The organism is Marinicauda algicola (assembly GCF_017161425.1).
GTDB classification, from domain to species: Bacteria; Pseudomonadota; Alphaproteobacteria; order Caulobacterales; family Maricaulaceae; genus Marinicauda; species Marinicauda algicola.
Map to the genome: position 1 here is coordinate 615,838 of NZ_CP071057.1, position 16,031 is coordinate 631,868.

At 68.2% G+C, this 16,031-nt stretch carries 16 protein-coding genes and 1 tRNA gene; 8 read left to right on the forward strand and 9 right to left on the reverse strand.

The features are described 5' to 3' along the window. The first annotated feature begins 1 nt into the window (after nt 1). Together astB and JW792_RS03025 are read left to right on the forward strand one after the other, a co-directional pair. Nucleotides 2-1,342, forward strand: coding sequence for an N-succinylarginine dihydrolase (gene astB / locus JW792_RS03020; protein ID WP_135994144.1), 1,341 nt, complete (start codon nt 2-4; stop codon nt 1,340-1,342). Between the two features lie 94 nt (nt 1,343-1,436). Further along, nucleotides 1,437-1,883: a hypothetical protein gene (locus JW792_RS03025; protein WP_135994143.1), complete on the forward strand. Its 447-nt coding sequence runs from the start codon at nt 1,437-1,439 to the stop codon at nt 1,881-1,883. Here JW792_RS03025 and phhA read toward each other — a convergent pair. The 4 genes from phhA to JW792_RS03045 all read right to left on the reverse strand — a co-directional run bounded on the left by phhA (nt 1,880) and on the right by JW792_RS03045 (nt 7,880). Further along, nucleotides 1,880-2,764, reverse strand: a complete 885-nt coding sequence (phhA, locus tag JW792_RS03030) for a phenylalanine 4-monooxygenase (protein WP_135994142.1) — start codon at nt 2,762-2,764, stop codon at nt 1,880-1,882. The two genes, JW792_RS03025 and phhA, sit on opposite strands and share 4 nt — an antisense overlap. Before the next feature lie 86 nt (nt 2,765-2,850). Next, entirely contained in the window at nt 2,851-3,777 is a 927-nt protein-coding gene (locus tag JW792_RS03035; RefSeq protein WP_158291498.1) for a beta/gamma crystallin-related protein, read from the reverse strand. Between the two features lie 79 nt (nt 3,778-3,856). After that, entirely contained in the window at nt 3,857-5,653 is a 1,797-nt protein-coding gene (gene ggt, locus JW792_RS03040; protein WP_135994140.1) for a gamma-glutamyltransferase, read from the reverse strand. A gap of 97 nt (nt 5,654-5,750) precedes the next feature. After that, entirely contained in the window at nt 5,751-7,880 is a 2,130-nt protein-coding gene (locus JW792_RS03045; protein ID WP_135994139.1) for an AsmA family protein, read from the reverse strand. A gap of 181 nt (nt 7,881-8,061) precedes the next feature. Between JW792_RS03045 and JW792_RS03050 the strand changes: the two genes are divergently transcribed. Together JW792_RS03050 and JW792_RS03055 are read left to right on the forward strand one after the other, a co-directional pair. Continuing rightward, nucleotides 8,062-8,847 carry a M48 family metallopeptidase gene (locus JW792_RS03050; RefSeq protein ID WP_135994138.1) on the forward strand — a complete coding sequence of 262 codons (786 nt, stop codon included), beginning with the start codon at nt 8,062-8,064 and terminating at the stop codon, nt 8,845-8,847. A 124-nt stretch (nt 8,848-8,971) separates the two neighbouring features. Then, nucleotides 8,972-9,048: transfer RNA gene (locus JW792_RS03055), tRNA-His, on the forward strand. Between the two features lie 7 nt (nt 9,049-9,055). Here JW792_RS03055 and JW792_RS03060 read toward each other — a convergent pair. Continuing rightward, the gene (locus JW792_RS03060; RefSeq protein WP_135994137.1) at nt 9,056-9,541 is read right to left on the reverse strand and encodes an AAA family ATPase; all 486 of its coding nucleotides are present in this window, start codon (nt 9,539-9,541) and stop codon (nt 9,056-9,058) included. Nucleotides 9,542-9,737: 196 nt separating this feature from the next. Here JW792_RS03060 and JW792_RS03065 point away from each other — a divergent pair, with 196 nt between their 5' ends. Beyond that, the gene (locus JW792_RS03065) at nt 9,738-10,367 is read left to right on the forward strand and encodes a hypothetical protein (RefSeq protein WP_135994136.1); all 630 of its coding nucleotides are present in this window, start codon (nt 9,738-9,740) and stop codon (nt 10,365-10,367) included. An 8-nt stretch (nt 10,368-10,375) separates the two neighbouring features. Here JW792_RS03065 and JW792_RS03070 read toward each other — a convergent pair whose 3' ends face one another. Further along, nucleotides 10,376-10,771 carry a DUF6491 family protein gene (locus JW792_RS03070; RefSeq protein WP_206340890.1) on the reverse strand — a complete coding sequence of 132 codons (396 nt, stop codon included), beginning with the start codon at nt 10,769-10,771 and terminating at the stop codon, nt 10,376-10,378. An 82-nt stretch (nt 10,772-10,853) separates the two neighbouring features. Here JW792_RS03070 and JW792_RS03075 point away from each other — a divergent pair, with 82 nt between their 5' ends. The 3 genes from JW792_RS03075 (at nt 10,854) to spbR (ending at nt 14,055) form a co-directional block, all read left to right on the forward strand. Further along, entirely contained in the window at nt 10,854-11,984 is a 1,131-nt protein-coding gene (locus tag JW792_RS03075) for an NAD(P)/FAD-dependent oxidoreductase (protein WP_158291497.1), read from the forward strand. Nucleotides 11,985-12,049: 65 nt separating this feature from the next. Beyond that, the gene (locus JW792_RS03080) at nt 12,050-12,841 is read left to right on the forward strand and encodes a lysozyme family protein (protein ID WP_135994133.1); all 792 of its coding nucleotides are present in this window, start codon (nt 12,050-12,052) and stop codon (nt 12,839-12,841) included. Between the two features lie 62 nt (nt 12,842-12,903). Then, complete coding sequence (spbR, locus tag JW792_RS03085) at nt 12,904-14,055, forward strand: SpbR family protein (protein WP_135994132.1); 1,152 nt, start codon at nt 12,904-12,906, stop codon at nt 14,053-14,055. An 82-nt stretch (nt 14,056-14,137) separates the two neighbouring features. On the opposite strand, the gene JW792_RS03090 is transcribed toward spbR, so the two are convergent. The 3 genes from JW792_RS03090 to JW792_RS03100 all read right to left on the reverse strand — a co-directional run bounded on the left by JW792_RS03090 (nt 14,138) and on the right by JW792_RS03100 (nt 16,013). Continuing rightward, nucleotides 14,138-14,632: an Hpt domain-containing protein gene (locus tag JW792_RS03090; protein ID WP_135994131.1), complete on the reverse strand. Its 495-nt coding sequence runs from the start codon at nt 14,630-14,632 to the stop codon at nt 14,138-14,140. A gap of 18 nt (nt 14,633-14,650) precedes the next feature. Then, complete coding sequence (locus tag JW792_RS03095) at nt 14,651-15,169, reverse strand: response regulator (RefSeq protein WP_241095044.1); 519 nt, start codon at nt 15,167-15,169, stop codon at nt 14,651-14,653. Between the two features lie 82 nt (nt 15,170-15,251). Continuing rightward, nucleotides 15,252-16,013, reverse strand: coding sequence for an NAD kinase (locus JW792_RS03100; RefSeq protein WP_135994130.1), 762 nt, complete (start codon nt 16,011-16,013; stop codon nt 15,252-15,254). Between the last annotated feature and the right edge of the window lie 18 nt (nt 16,014-16,031).

Here is a 16,031-nt window from a genome sequence, read left to right on the forward strand (position 1 = left end):
CATGAGCGCGCTGGAAGCCAATTTCGACGGTCTCGTCGGTCCCACCCACAATTATGGCGGGCTTGCGCCGGGCAATCTGGCGAGCGCGAGGAACAAGGGCGATGTCTCCAGCCCGAGGAAGGGCGTGCTCGAGGGCCTCGCCAAGGCCAAGCGCCTCCACGATGCCGGCTTCGTGCAAGGCTTCCTTCCGCCGCAGGACCGGCCCTTCATAGCCGGTTTGAGACGGCTCGGCTTTTCCGGCTCGGACCGGGAGGTCTGGGAAAAGGTCAACCGCACCGATCCGGTGCTGGCGCGCAACATGGCTTCCGCGAGTTCGATGTGGGCGGCCAACGCCGCGACCGTCTCGCCGGGCGCGGACACGCGCGACGGCAGGCTCCATTTCACGCCGGCCAACCTGATCACCGCGTTGCACCGCTCCATCGAGGGCGAACAGACCCGCACGGCGCTGGAACGCATCTTCCCCGACGCGCAGCGCTTCATGGTCCATCCCACGCTGCCGCACCAGTCGAGCTTCGCCGACGAGGGCGCGGCGAACCATGTCCGGCTGTGCGCGAGCCATGGCGAGGAGGCGGTGGAGATCTTCGTCTTCGGCCGCGACGCGTTCGAGCAATGGGATGCGCGCTTTCCCGCGCGCCAGACCCGCCAGGCCGCCGAAGCGATCGCGCGCCGCCACGGGCTCGATCCGAAACGCGTCGTCATCGCGCGCCAGTCGCGCGCCGCGATCGAGGCGGGCGCCTTCCACAACGATGTGGTCTGCGTGGGCAATGAGAGCGTGTTGTTCTTCCACGAGCAGGCCTTCGAGGACCGCGCTCGGACCCTGAAGGAGATCCGCGAAGCCGCCGAGGGCCTGTTCGATCCGGTCTTCGTCGAGGTGCCCGATAGCGAGGTGCCGATGAAGGACGCCATCACCTCCTATCTCTTCAACTCCCAGCTCCTGACCTGGCCGGGCGAGGACCGCATGGTGCTCATCGCCCCGAGCGAGACCGAGGAGACCCAGACCACGCGCGACTACTGCGAGCGTCTCGTTTCGGGCAATGCGCCGATCGGACGGGTCGAGTACGCCGACGTGCGCCAGTCGATGAAGAATGGCGGCGGCCCGGCCTGCCTGCGCCTGCGCGTCGTGCTCACCGAAGACGAACGCGCCGCAGTCAATCCGGGCGTGATGATGAGCGAGGATCTCTACGCGAAACTGACCGGGTGGGCTCGGAAGCACTACCGCGAAGAACTCTCGCCGGATGATATCGCCGACCCCGATCTCGTCACCGAGAGCCAGGCGGCGCTCGACGCGCTCACCGGGATCATGGGCCTCGGGTCCGACTTCTATCCGTTCCAGCGCGCCTGAGCGGGGCTGCAACCGGAGACGGCAGATTTAACGAAATCGTTGCTTCGGCCCGCTACCCCTCGTGCTGCAACCGTGAAGCGAAATGGGGGCCGTGATGCCGGTCGCGACCTATCTGCATACCGATCCGAGCGTGCGCGTCTCGGCATTTTCCGGCCGGGTGGTTCCAGACGATCTGTCTCGGCTCGGCCGGATGTTCCACAACGGGGCCGCGTTCAGGGCGACGGATCCGGCCTTCTGCATTTTCCGGCCTGACGTGAATCTCTCCGCGATCGATCCGGAGGATCTGCTCGATCTCGAGATCACGGTCGGAGAGGCCTTCGCGGGCAAGAAGCACGAGACCCTCAAGGTGGCGATCGTGGCCAAGAGCGCGTCGGTCTATTCCGAGCTGCGGCTCTGGCGCGAACTCACCAAGTCCTCGTCCAGCTATCGCTATACGTTCGACGTGTTCGAGACGCTTGTGGAGGCGGTCGCCTGGCAGCGCCTGTCACCGGACTGGGCGCAGCGCATCCGCGAGCTGGAGGGGTTCAGGCAGGTCGCCTAGACCCACTCCACCTGCTTGGCGAGGCCGCCGGCACGTGCGTATTCCTGCGTGCCCTCGTGATAGACCTTGTCGGTGGGCAGCACCTTGTGGGCCGGGATGTCGGGAAGGTTCTTGATGCGCTCGTAGATCGGCGTGAAGTCCACGTTGGCGGTGGATTCCATCAGCTCCTCGTAGCTGTCGATGACGAAATAGGTCTGCTGGAAGTCGTCATAGCGGTAGTCAGTGCGCATGATGCGCTCGAGATCGAAATGGATCCGGTTCGGCGAGCGCCCTTCCAGGCAGAACCTGCTCTCCGACTGCGAGGAGACGATGCCGGCGCCGTAGATGCGCCGGCCTTCTGGCGTGTTTATGAGGCCGAACTCGACCGTGTACCAGTAGAGCCGGGTCAGGTTCTCGATCGTGTCGTGCTTGATCGCCTTGTAGCCGCCCTCGCCATACGCCTGCATGTAGTCCGCGAAGGTCGGCAGGGTCAGCAGGGGCACATGGCCGAACACGTCATGGAAGATGTCCGGCTCGGGCAGGTAGTCGAGCTTGTCAGCATCGCGGATGAAGCGCCCCGCCACGAATCGCCGGTTGGCGAGATGGTCGAAGAAGACATCGTTGGGAATGAGGCCGTGCACGGCCACGACCTGCCAGCCGGTGAGCTTGTAGAGCTTCTCGTTGATCCTGTCGAAATTCGGGATGCCGCCGTCATTGAGGTTGAGCAGCTCCAGCCCCTTGAAGTGCTCCGGCGCGGCGCGACCCTTCAGCACCTTCATCTGGCGCTCGTAGAGCGTGGTCCAGACCTGGTGCTCTTCCTCGGTATAGCGGTCCCAGCACTGGTCGATCGTATGGTCCTCCGCCGGTGTCTGTTCGGCGACGACGGGATCGTTCACGGGCATGAGATGCGCGCTCCTGAATTGGTTACATTTGCAACCAATATACACCGGCAAGCCCCCTGAAGGCGAGGGGGCTTTGTGTCACCGTCTCATTGCGCGCACAGAAGGTCGGTGAGCCCGTCGCGGCCCCGGGCCGGTCGTGCATCGGCGAGATACCAGAGGGGCTGGCCGCCAGCATGCTCGGTGGAGAAGTGGATGGCACGCCTCAGTCCCGCCTCGGCGCATGCCGCATCGGCGGCTTCCTGGCCGCAGCGATAGCCGCTCTCGAACAGGCAGGCTGCCAGCGGATAGCCGTTCACTTCCGGAACCGCGAAGAAGACCGTGTTCGGACCGGCGACACCGCCTTCGAGTCCGCCCGTGCCGGGATAGCCCGGCTGGTGATGGGGCGGACGCTGCGGGGGCGGGGCCGGCTCGTCGAGCCGGCCGGGGCGCACCGAGGTGATGCGCTGGTCGAGCCGGAAGCGCCTGAGATCGCTGACCGAGCGGTCGATTGTGCGGCAGCCGCCCCGGTAGTCGTCGTCAACGCACACCGTCCACACCCCGGCATGGAGTTCGATCGACCGAGCGGTGTCGTTGAAACTCATGCGCGAGAGATTGTCGACCGGGTCGATGACGGTCAGCGCCCGGCCGGAATAGTCGAATCCGGAATACAGGGTGATGCCCGCCTCGCGGTCCGGTCCCCGGAAGCTCACGGGCCTGACCGAGGTGATCCGGTCGTTGAACGCCCACTCGCTCATGTTCGGAAGGTCCTCGTCCAGCACATGGCACGAGCCGCGATAGTCCGGTTCGAGGCACACCTCCCAGCGCCCGCCCTCCACGCGCATGGAGCTGGTCAGGTCGTTGAAGTCGATCCAGCGTAGATCCGGCGCCTCGCCGTCGATGCGGACCGAGCGACCTTCGTAGTTCACATGCTCGTACAGGACGATCGCGCCTGAATCGCGGTGGTGCTGGGTCTCGCTCTGCGCAAGGGCGGAGGGACTCAGCAACAGCGAGGCGACAAGCGCGGGGCGGAGCACCGTGAGCGTCCTTTCGGCATGAGAAGCGTTCAAGGCCTACCTGAGAGCGGGTCGATGATCCCGCCGCCTGGCCTGCGGTTCAATACCCCATCGCGGAGCCGTCCTTCCGGCTCTCCGAGGCCGCATGATACACGCCGGTTTCCGGGTCGCGAAGGATGCCCTGGTAGCCGCCGAAGCTGCCATCTCCGTTCCGCAGGACATGGCCGCGCGCTTCCAGTGCCTCGCGCACGTCCTGCGGGACGCCGCTCTCCACCAGCACGACGCCGAGCCCTCCGGCTTCGGTCACCGGATCGGTCGGCTCGGTCGAGCCGTCATGGCGCCAGCGCGCCGCGTCGCCGGCCTCCTGCACGTTGAGGCCGAAATCGATGATGTTGGTCAGGATCTGGACATGGCCCTGGGGCTGCATCGCCCCGCCCATGACGCCGAAGCTCAACCAGCCTTCGCCGTCCTTGGTCACCATGGCCGGGATGATGGTGTGGAAGGGTCGCTTGCCCGGCGCGTAGACGTTCGGGTGATCGGGATCGAGGCTGAACATCTCGCCGCGGTCCTGCAGCATGAAGCCGAGCCCGTCCGGCACGAGGCCCGACCCCATGCCGCGATAGTTCGACTGGATGAGGGAGACCATCATGCCGCTGGAATCGGCGACGGTGAGATAGGTGGTGTCGCCGTGCTCGATCGCCGCCGGATCGCCGTGAGGCACGCTGTCCATCGCCCGCTCCATGGAGATCAGCTCGCGGCGTTCAGCGGCATATTCGTCCGATACCAGGGTCGACACCGGCACCTCTGCGAACTGGGGATCGGCATAGAAGCGTGCCCGGTCCTCGTAGGCCAGGCGCTTGGCCTCGATCATAACATGCAGCGCGTCCGCGCTCATGAAGCCCATTTCCGCGAGGTCGTAGTCCTCGATGATCTGCAGCATCTGCAGCGCCGCGATGCCCTGGCCCTGCGGGGGGAGTTCCCAGACATCGTAGCCGCGATAGTTCACGCTCACCGGCTGGACCCAGTCGGAGGAGAAATTCGCCAGGTCCTCGTAAGAGAGATAGCCGCCGATCCGCTCCATGTAGGCATCGATCGTGCGCGCGATCTCGCCCTCGTAGAAGGCGTCGCGCCCGCCCTCGGCGATCAGGCGCAGCGTGTTGGCCAGATCGGGATTGGCGAAGATCTCGCCTTCCCTGGGCGCATCGCCGTCCTCGGTGAGATAGGTGGCGCGGGCGTTCTCGAGTTCGCCGACCATCTCGGCATTGTTCTCGAACGCGGCCATGTTGCGGTCCCAGTAATAGGCGATCAGCTGGGTGACCGGGAAACCCTCCTCGGCATAGCGAATCGTCGGGGCGAGGATGTCCTCCATCGCCATCGAGCCGAACCGGGCGTGCAGGGTGAACCAGCCGTCCACCGTCCCGGGGACGGAGACGGGCAGCACGCCGAGCGGCGGAATGGTTTCCCGCTCGCCAAGCCGAGCGACGAGTTCGTCATAGCTCAGGCTCTGCGGCGACGGGCCCGCCGCGTTGAGGCCATAGACCTGCTTCGATTGCGGATCCCAGACGAGCACGAAGAGATCCCCGCCGATGCCGTTGCCGACCGGCTCCATCAGGCCGAGCGCGGCATTGGCCGCGATCGCCGCGTCGACCGCATTACCGCCGGCCTTGAGCACGTCGATCGCGATCTGGGTCGCCAGCGGATGGGCGGTCGCCGCGGCGCCGTGCCGGGCGAGCACCGGGGAGCGTGTCGCGAACGGCGAACCATGGATCCGGTCTCCACCGACATCGCGCAGGCGCGGATCGACGGCGGCCGGCGCCTCCTGTGCGGAGGCCGGCGCGAATTCTGCAAAGCTCATGAGGGCTCCTGCGGCAAGAAGCGCGCTGGCAAGGCGGACCATGACTGTCTCTCCCCGTGTGGGCCGGACGGTGCATTGCCGCCGGCGGTGTTTCTGTGTGCCGGGAAGTAAATAGGGTGCCAGCCGCCCGATCAAGCTGTCAGCCGCCGCCCGAACTGCCTTCGCTTTCGCCGTCCTCGGCCGCGGGCTCGTCCTGGGTTTCCTGCGTCGTGTCTTCCTGGGAGCGGCGGATCGCCTCACCGAGAATCCCGCGCAGGAGATCTCCGGCGCGCTCCTGATCATCGGCTGGCGTCTCCCCGGGCTGCGTCTCGGTCTCCTCAGCGGGTTGCGTGCCCGCCGCGCCGGTGAGGATGTCCAGCAGCCCGCCCGCGCCCTGTTCGCGCATGCGCTCGAGATCGAGGAGCTGGCCCAGGTCGCCGAGCTGGCCCTGGGCCCGCGCCTGCACGAGATTGCGGGCGATCGTGGCGAAATCGAGCGTGATTTGCGGGTCCGCGAAATCGCCGCTGATCAGGATCGGCACGCCGATGCCCTGAAGGTCGGCCTCTCCGCCCTGACCGCTCAGGCTCGCGACCGCGCGCGGCGTGAAGCGATAGTCGAGCCGGCGCGCGCCGAGATCGACTTCGCCCTCACCGGCCGCGCGCAAGAGGGGGCTCAGCATGGTGAGGTCGGGATTGCGTGCCACGCCGTCCGCCATGGAGATCGTCCCGCGCAGGGCCGAGAAGTCGGTCTCCTGACGATCCCCGAAGGCATCGGGCAGGGACCGGGTCTCCACCGCATTGAGCACGCCGCGAATGACCTGCGCGAGATTGACGCCGACGATCGCGCCGTCGGTGAAGTCGAAATCACCCGTTCCGGAAAGTGACTCCATGATCGCGGCTATGCTGCTCCCGCTACCTGTGAGATCGAGCCCGAGCGTGCCGGTCCCGCGCAGACGCTCGAAACCGGCCGCGGCGGTCAGGAAGGGCAGGGCTTCGAGCGCTTCCAGCCTTCCGGTGAAGGCGTAGGAGGGCACTGCCGTGCGCGCGTTTGCGACCACGCGGGCATTGCCCCGTCCGCCGTACAGCAGGAATTGCGTGAGGTCCGCGCTCAGGCGGCCGTTGTCGAGCGCCGCGTCGAGTTCGGCGTCGCTGAACTCGATCTCGCGCACCAGCAGCCTTCCGACGCTGCCGCGCAGGCGCGCATCGACGAGGCGCAGGGCGGACAGATCGATCGGCTCCTCGCTCCACCCCGCATCCGCGCCCGGTCCGGTTCCGGCCGGCTCCGGCAGGTACGGGTTGAGGTTCAGCTCTGGTATGTCCACCCGCCCGTCGAGGCGCGGGCGCGCGCCGGCATAGTCGATATCCAGGCTGCCGCTCGCGGTGATGTCGTCGAAGGCGAGGTCGGATTCGCTGAGGCTGATCCGGCCCGGCGCGCCGGCGAGGCGCCCCGTGGCAGCGAAGCGCCGGAAACCCTCGCCCGGAGGCAGGCTGGCACCGAACACGGCGGCAAGTTCGGGCAGGACGAGATCGAGATCGGCGGCGCCCTCGTATTCAAGCTCACGGCTTTCCAGGATGTGGCCGTCGAACCCGACCTCGCCGATGGGGCCGGTCAGGGATAGCGCCGCCGGGGTGCGGGCGCCCTCGAAGAAGCCGCGCAGCGAGCCGAGCGAGGCGGAGAAATCCATCGCGCGGCCCTCCAGCGTGAAACCGCCTTCGAGGCTCACGGGCGCGTCGACGCCGGGAAGCCCGATCGCGAGATCGACCGCCTCGAAGCGACGCGCATCGCCGTCGCCGGCATAGATCAGCGTGCCGTTCTCGATGCGCACATCCCCGAAGCTCGCCTCGATCGGCAGGGCACCGGGCCGCCGGAATCCTTCCCCGGCCGATGTTGCGGGGGCGGTATCGCCCGTGCCGAAACTCCAGTTGTTGCGCCCGGCGCGCTGCTCCAGGCGGATCACCGGGTCGACGAGGATGAATTCCTCGATCACGAACTCGCGCCGGACGAGGGGCAAGAGCTGCAGGGTCAGGCGCAGCGCGTCCATCTGCGCGAACGGCTCCTCGCCGAAGCCCTCGGCATTGGCGATGGTCACATCGCCTGCCCGCGCCTGCACCTTCGGCAGCAGCGCGAGGCTGATATCGCCGCTAATGGACACCTCCCGCCCGAGCGCGTCCGAGGCGGCCTGCTCGATCCGGTCGCGATAGGCGTCGGCGGGGATGAGCGAGGGTGCGATCAGCGCCGCGGCGAGGCCGGTGGCGAGGAGAAAGGCGAGGACCAGCAGGATTCGGCGCATGGAAACTTTCCAGACGGGCTCAGGTTCTCAACGGGCACGAACCGGGGGCCGAATGCATCGGTTCCGGAGCGGCGAAAGATAGATTAACCTTAGCGCCAAGGCCGAATGATGGCGAGCGCGAGGCCGGCGCGCTAGATTGAGGCGAGCGCCGTGTTGCGACGCCAAGCGAGGGGAGACACCCATGGACACCGTCATCCGCATGAACCGCCGCCAGATTCTCACCGGGCTCGCTTCGGGCTCGGTGGTCGCCTTCGCACCGGGCTGCGTGGAGAACCCGACGCTCGGGCGCAGCCAGCTCATCCTGGTGTCCGAGGAGCAGATCGCCCAGCTCTCCGCCCAGGCCTGGCAGCAGAGCCTGCAGCGCGAGCGGGTCAGCCGCGATCCCGCCCTCAATGCCCAGCTGCAGCGCGTCGGGCGCCGCATCGCCCAGGCCTCCGGCCTCGGCTACGACTGGGAGTTCGTGGTGTTCGATTCCGACCAGGAGAACGCCTGGGTCCTGCCGGGGGGCAAGGTCGCGTTCTACCGCGGTATCATGGAGACGATGGAAAACGACGACCAGGTCGCCACCGTGATGGGTCACGAGGCGGCGCATCTTGCGGGCCGGCACGCCGCGGAGCGCGCCTCCCAGCAGCAGGCCGCCGGGATCGGCCTCGGGCTCGCCGCCGTCGCCCTGGATGCCGGCGATGTCGAGAACACCGCCCAGTGGGCCGCGATCCTGGGTGCCGGGGTGACCTTCGGCGTGCTGCTGCCCTACTCGCGCCGCCACGAGCTGGAGGCCGACCGGTTCGGCGTCGATTACATGGTGCGCGCCGGCTACGACCCGCGCGAGGCGCTCGATTTCTGGACTTCCAAGGCGGCCCAGCGGACCGGGCGGCCGAGCGTGCCCGAATTCGCCTCCACCCACCCCAGCGACGAGACCCGGATCGCGGCGCTGCGCGAATATCTGGTGGCGCGAAACTATATCTAGACGACAGGCCTGCCTGCGAAGTGCAAGAGGCGCGCCTGCGCCTCTTGCGCCCGCGCGGGTGCGGGATTAGGTTCCGCGGCCTCGCTCGCAGGACATGCTCCGCGACGCGTGCCGTTCACGGCATGCCGCCTTAGCTCAGTTGGTTAGAGCGCTAGATTGTGGATCTAGAGGTCCCCCGTTCGATCCGGGGAGGCGGTACCATCCTTCGTCAGAGCGCCGTATCCACCATCTCGAACGTGTCGAAACCCTCGCTCATGTCGGGAGTTTCGAAGCTCGATTCCATGCCGGCATAGACGCGCGGCGCGATCGGCTGTTCGGGACGGGCCTCGCGCCGGCGCTGGACTTCCTCCCGATCGCTGCACAGCACGTAGTGACAGTGGCGCTTATAGTCCGCCGGGACGCGCCGCAGGATCGTCGCGCGCGTCCTGCGCGTGAGGTTCAGCTGATCCCAGATCACCGGGCGGCGCGCGTCGAGCGCCCCCGAAAGGCGGGCGCGCATCTCGCGCTCGGCCTGCTTGAAATGGGTTTCCCACACCGCGTGATAGCTGCGGCCCTCCAGCCGGGCGCGTTCGTGCAGCAGCGGATCGACGGCGAACACGAAGGCATCGGGAAGCAGCTCCAGCAGGCGCTTCGCGCGCGTGGACTTGCCGGAGTAGGGAAGGCCGGTGAGCAGGTGCAGGTCGGGGCGTGCCATGGGAGGGTTCCCGGATCGGGGCGCGGACGGATGCGTTGATTTCACGAGCCCGTCTTGAATCTTCCACAGGAATTTTGCGATCAAGCGCGGCGAGGCGCTTCGGCGTGGTTAACGAATCTGTAATCTGCAGGTTCGGCTGTGGACGGCAAGGGAGGCGCGCGTGGCTCGGCTATCAAGGCAAGGCGGCGCTCAGTTCATGATCCTGGACGAGGTCCAGATCTATGACGAGGCCGAACTCGACCGCATCTGCTCGCGCCACGAGATTTCCGACGAATCCACCCGCATGGCCCTCTGGCGCACCCTGGAGGACGCCGGCAAACGCCTGCGCGACCAGCGCCGGCTGCAGGCGAGCCGTATCCAGATCTCCCGCCTGAAGCAGGAACTCCAGCTCGGCATGCGCCTCTCCGCCCAGCTCTCCCACCACGTGCCCGACAGCGGCCAGCTGCGCGAGGACGCCGCCGGGGTGGGGCTCAACCGCCATCACCTCGCCGCGCTTCGCGAGGGCGAACGCCGCGCCGCGGAGCAGGGCGGGGCGCATCCGCGCTACCGCCTGGAAGATGCCGGCGAGATGCTCGCCTATCTCAGCCGCGTCTACGAGGAGGCCCTGGCGGCCTGCACGACGGGGGCAGGCGAAGACCCCGACGAGGCCTGGCGGGCGCGGCTTCGCGCCTTCTATACCCGCACGCTTGCGCGGGCCTGGGTGACGCGCGAGGCCGATCAGGGCGAGCGTTTCCTCGCCGACTGCCGCCGGGCGCTCGAGAGGACGGGGGAGAGCGAGACGCAGGACCGTTTCGGCCCGCGCAGCGAAGGCCGCGCAACGGGATAGAGCGGCCGCTAGTCGCGGTTCGGGTCTTCCAACTCGCCTTCGCCGGCCTCCATCTCCCCGCTGATGGTGCGTGCCTGGACGAGTTCGCGGGCATGCTCGACGCTGTCGACCGGCTCGATGGTGTCGATTGCACACCGCCAGCCGTCCGGCGGTGTGATGTATTCGGGGGCAGGCGGACAGGTCCCGTCATACTCTCCGAACGCGATCTCGGCGCCGAATTCGAGGCCCGCACATCGCGTGCTCGTCGTCGCGAGCCAGTGCGCGTTGCCACTCTGCAGGACCAGATGCTGGTGGTCGAGAACGGTGTAGCCGGTGATCTCGCACGTCTCCTGTGCAAGGGCGCCGGGTGCGCCAAGGAGAACGGCGGCGGCTGCGAACAATCCGGATTTGATCATGGCGGTCATCCCTGCTTCGGCTATATCTCGTCCTTCGAACGTCCCAAGTCTACAGCGTCTTGAGCGCTGATCTCTCATGACGAATGCCGACATGCCTCGCCCGGTTCCGGGCCGCGTCGCCGTGATCGGGGCCGGTGCATCCGGTCTTGCCTGTGCGTTCGCGCTTCTCAGGCGGAAGGTCGAGGTGGTGGTCTTCGAGTCCGGCCGGGCAGGGGGTGGGGCGCTCGCGGCGTCGGGCGGGATGCTGGCGGCCGGCTTCGAGACCGCGTTCGAGGCGCGCGACCCGGAACGTTTCGCCTCGCTCGCCCTGCACGCCGCCGAGCTCTGGCCGGGCTGGGCGGCGGACATCGAGGCGGCGAGCGGACGCGAACTCGGCTACCGGCGCCGCGGCTCGATCACGCCGGCCTTCACCCGGGCGGAGCTCGCCCATCTCGATGCGGCGCAGGCGCACGCCGCCGCGCAGGGCATCGTGCTGCGCCGGCTGGATGCCAGGGGTGCCGCGGCGGCCGAGCCCGGCCTCGCCCCCTGTCTCGGCGCCCTCGAATTCCCCGGCGACGGCGGTGTGGACAACCGCGCGCTCGGCCCGGCGCTCGCCGAGGCGATCGTGCGCCTGGGCGGCACGGTGCGCGAGGACTGTGCGGTCGAACGCGTCGCGGCCGGGTCCGATGGCGTCACGCTGGGGCTCGCCGAGGGGGCGCCGGTGCGCTTCGATGCGGTGATCGTCGCAACCGGCAGCATGCTGCCTGCGGGGCTCGAACCGCTGCGCCCGCTCCTGCGCCCGGTCAAGGGTCAGATGATCGCCTTCGATCTCGAGGGGGTGGCGCCGCCGATCCGCATCGTGCGGGCACTCTCGGTGTATCTCGCGGCCAAGCCGGGCGGACGCCTCGTCGCCGGAGCCACGAGCGAGCCGGGCGTCGATACGCTGTCAACCGAGCCGGCGGTCGTCGAACGCCTGGCCGCGCTCGCTCGCGCGGTCTTTCCCGGTCTTGCGGGGCGGCCGGTGGCGGAGCGCTGGGCCGGCATCCGGCCGGCGATGCCCGACGGGCTGCCGATCCTCGGCCCGGGGCCGTTGCCGGGCGTGCATCTTGCACTCGGCGGCTATCGTAACGGCGTGCTGCTCGCGCCTGCCATGGGGGAGGCGCTTGCCGGAAGCATCCTCTCGGGCCGGCTTCCCGAAACGGTCTCCGTCTTCGGCGTGCAACGTTTCGGTCTCGACGGTTAACGAAGCCTTATGGCGGGGCGTGCAGGCTGACAGGCGATTCGCCATGCCCTTAAGGGAGGCCCGCCTTGGTCGATGCCGTCATCCCGCGCCTCGCTTCGCCCGCCCAGCTGCTGCAGTCGGCTGCCGACGCGACGGGAGCCGATTTCGACTATCTGGTCCGCACCGCGGCACGCGAGAGCAATTTCGATCCGCAGGCGAGGGCGCAAAGCTCCTCGGCGGCGGGCATGTTCCAGTTCATCGAGCAGACCTGGCTCGCCATGATGAGCCGGCACGGCGCGGCGCACGGCCAGGGCGAGCTTGCCGCGCAGATCACCCGTGGGCCGGACGGCCGCTTCGAGGTCGCCGACCCGGCCACGAAGCGCGAGATCCTCGATCTTCGCTTCGATCCGGCGCTCGCGAGCCGCATGGCCGGCGAGCTTGCGGCGGAGAACGCGGGCGTGCTGCGCGAGGCGCTGGGCCGAGAGCCTTCCGGCGGGGAACTCTACGCCGCTCATTTCCTCGGCGCCGGCAACGCCGCGCGTCTGATCGAGACGGCCGAGGCAAGCCCCGCGGCGCGGGCCGACACGCTGTTTCCCGCCGCGGCGCGGGCGAACCGGGCGATCTTCTTCGATGGCGCCCGCGCGCGCAGCGTCAGCGAGGTGCTGGGGGCGCTCACAGGCGCTGACGGGTCGCCGGTCGCACCGCCCGAAACCCTTGTCTCCGGCCCGGCGCCGGAATCCCCGCCCGTCCAGGCCGGCGGCTGGCGACCGGGCGCGTGGAGCGGGCCCGGTCGCCCGGTCGCCGTGCTCTCGCCCGGCGTGATCGAACTGCTCGCCTCCCTCGATGCGCCGCGCGGGCGCGACGACCGCGAGGCTTGAAAGGCGGCGTTAAGACTTCTTGCCGCATCTTAGGATTTGGCTTGTCTCAGGATGAAGGTGTCATGAGCGTTCAAGGCCTTCGTGCCCGGTTGACCCGGGAAGACATTCAGCGCCTGACCGACGCCGCCGACCCGGAAGGGCGCGCGATGGCGACGCGCAAGCTGTGCACGCGAATCGCGCTGGACGGCTTCGGCGACGCGGATCGCGCGGCGGGCGAGGCGGTGCTGGCTCTCCTGGCCGAGGATGCCGCCGAGATCGTGCGGCGCGCCCTCGCGGTCACGTTGCAGCGCTCGCCCCATCTGCCGGCTCCGGTCGCCAGACGCCTCATTGCCGACATCGACACCATTGCGATCCCGATCATATCCGGCTCTCCGGTGCTCACCGACGAGGAATTGATCGAGATCGTGCGTACCGCACCCGAGGCGCGCCAGTGCGCCGTCGCGTCCCGGGCGAACGTCTCGCGCGAGGTCGTGCGCGAGATCGTGACCCACGCTGGCGCGAGGGCAGTCGCGACCGCCGCGGCCAATGACGGCGCGAAGTTCGATGCCGGGTCCTACGCGCTCACCTTCCAGCGCTTCGAGGACGCCCCCGAGGTCCTGGAGCGCTTCGTGGAACGCTCGCGCCTGCCGCTCGAGGTGACCGAGAAGCTGATCGCCAGGATTTCCGATGAGGCCCTGCAGCGCCTGGTCTCGCGCCACGCCCTGCCGCCCCAGCTCGCGGTGGAACTTGCCGAGGGCGCGCGCGAACGCGCGACCGTCGATCTCGTCGAGCAGGCGGGCCTCTCGCCCGAGCCGCGCCGCTTCGTTCAGCAGCTCCAGCTCAACGGGCGCCTGACCCCGTCACTGATTTTGCGCGCCCTGTTCCGCGGGCATGTCGCATTCTTCGAGCACGCCGTGGCGGAGCTTGCCGGAATCGATCACGCCAAGGCCTGGCTTCTCATCCACGATGCCGGGCCGCTGGGCCTGGAGGCGGTGTTCCAGCGCACCGGCCTTCCCGCGCGCATTCTGCCGGCGGTGAGGGCGGCGATATCGGCCTATCATTCCATCGAGATCGGGGGCGACGGGCCATCCGATCTCGTGCGTTTCCGCAAGACGCTGACGGAACGGATCTTCACCCAGTTCCAGGGGGCGCCCGAAGGCGATCTCGCCTATTGCCTCGACCGTCTCGACGTGGATATCGAGCAGCTCGACCACCCGGTGCGCGCGGCCTCCTGAGTTAACCCCCATCCGTCGACAGGCAAAAAAGGGCCCGCGCCGGGAGCAGCGCGGGCCTCTTCGTTTCAGGAAGCCGGCGAGGTCAGGTCGGTTCACCGACGAGGGCGACGACGCGCGTCTCGAGTTCCTCGGCGAGCTGACGGCCGACCGCGTCGTCGTCGGTACGGATGTTCTGGTTCAAGGCCGCCCGGATGGAATGGACATGGGCCTCGGCGAGCGAGAGCGGGATTGCCGCGCGCTTCTCCGGCGTCTCGATCAGGCGCGCGAGCGAGGCGGCGATCCGGGTAACCAGCGGGAACTGATAGGTCGAGCCCAGCCCGCGCAGGTCGTGCGCGACCGTGAACAGGGCGTCGCCTGCCTCTCCCTCGAGGCCCTCCGCCTTGGTGCGTCCCAGCGCGGCCTCGAGCTTCTCGACCTCCTGGCCGAGCCACGCGCCGAATTCGACGGAGAGTTGGTCCAGCGCCTTCTCCGCCCGTGCAATCGCGTCGGGATCGGCCGCCGGAATCCGGCCCCCGACCTTCACGCGCAGCATGTTGGGCGGGTTGATGATCTCGATGGGTTTCTCGCGCTGGCTCATATCGACTGCTCCCGTTGTTCAGGCGGATTGGACTTCGTCGTCGCGGCGTTCGGGCCCCTCGTAGTCCGGCTTGGCTAGCCGACGCCGGTCCGGGCCGAAAAATACTTTCGTCCGCACGAAGGGGCGCGGCCGGTTCACGATGGACTGGATGCGGCGGTAGAGCGCGTCGGCGGAGAAGGGCTTGGCCATGAATTCGGTCACCCCGGCATCGCGCGCTTCGCGCACCTTGGACAGCTCGGCATAGGCTGTCAGCATTATGATCGGCACGTACGGGTTCGGGCTCTTGTTCGGATTTCGCAGCAGCTTGACGAGGCTGATGCCGTCGACCGGCTTCATCTTCCAGTCGAGCACGATGATGTCGATGGCTTTCGCACGCAGGACTTCGACGCAGTGCTGGGCGGTGCTGGCCTCGAAAATCATCTCGCATCCGAACGCCGTCAGCACGGTACGCACGAGCCCGCGCATCGCCGCATTGTCGTCGACGACGAGGATATTGAGGCGCTTGAAGGCCATCGAGGTGTCGACTTCGTCTGCCACGAGACGAACTCCAGAATCTCCATCCGGACAGAGCAGTAGCGCCATTTGCTTAATGCCCGGCTAAGGCGGGGAGCGGGCGGGCTCAGGTGGAGAATTGCTCGACCAGGATGCGCTCCTCCAGCGCCCGGCCCTCGTCGAACAGCATGTGCAGGGTGATGTCGCCGGCCTCCGAGACCGTCACGCGGCGCGCCTCGCGGAACTCCTTGTTGTCCGCGACCGCCGAGACCGGGCGTTTCTCCGGTTCGAGCACCTCGAACTCCACGACAGAATCGTGGGGCAGCAGGGCTCCGCGCCAGCGGCGCGGGCGGAAGGCGCTGATCGGGGTTAGGGCGAGCAGCTGCGCGTCGAGCGGCAGGATCGGCCCGTGGGCGGAGAAATTGTACGCGGTCGAGCCGGCCGGCGTGGCCACCAGCGCGCCGTCCGCGGACAGCTCCTCCATGCGCACCGTGCCGTCGATGGAGATGCGGATCTTCGCGGTCTGGCGCGTCTCGCGCAGCAGCGACACCTCGTTGATGGCCAGCACCTCGAAGCGTTCCCCGTTGACCCGTTCGCCGACCGCGCGAAGCGGATGGATGTCGGCCTGCTCGGCGCGCTCGAGACGTTCGATGAGATCGGTGTCCGAAGGTTCGTTCATCAGGAAGCCGACCGAACCGAAATTGATGCCGTAGACGCGGATGTCGTCGCGCCCCATGACCTTGTGCAGGGCGTCGAGCATCACGCCGTCCCCGCCGAGCGCGACCAGCACCTCGGCCTCGTCCAGCGCGACCTCGCCGTGCCTGTCGGCGAGGGCCTGCTTGGCCGAGCGCGCATCCTCGCGCGTGCCGGCGTGAAAGGCGATCTTCATGCGTCAGGATCCTTCGCG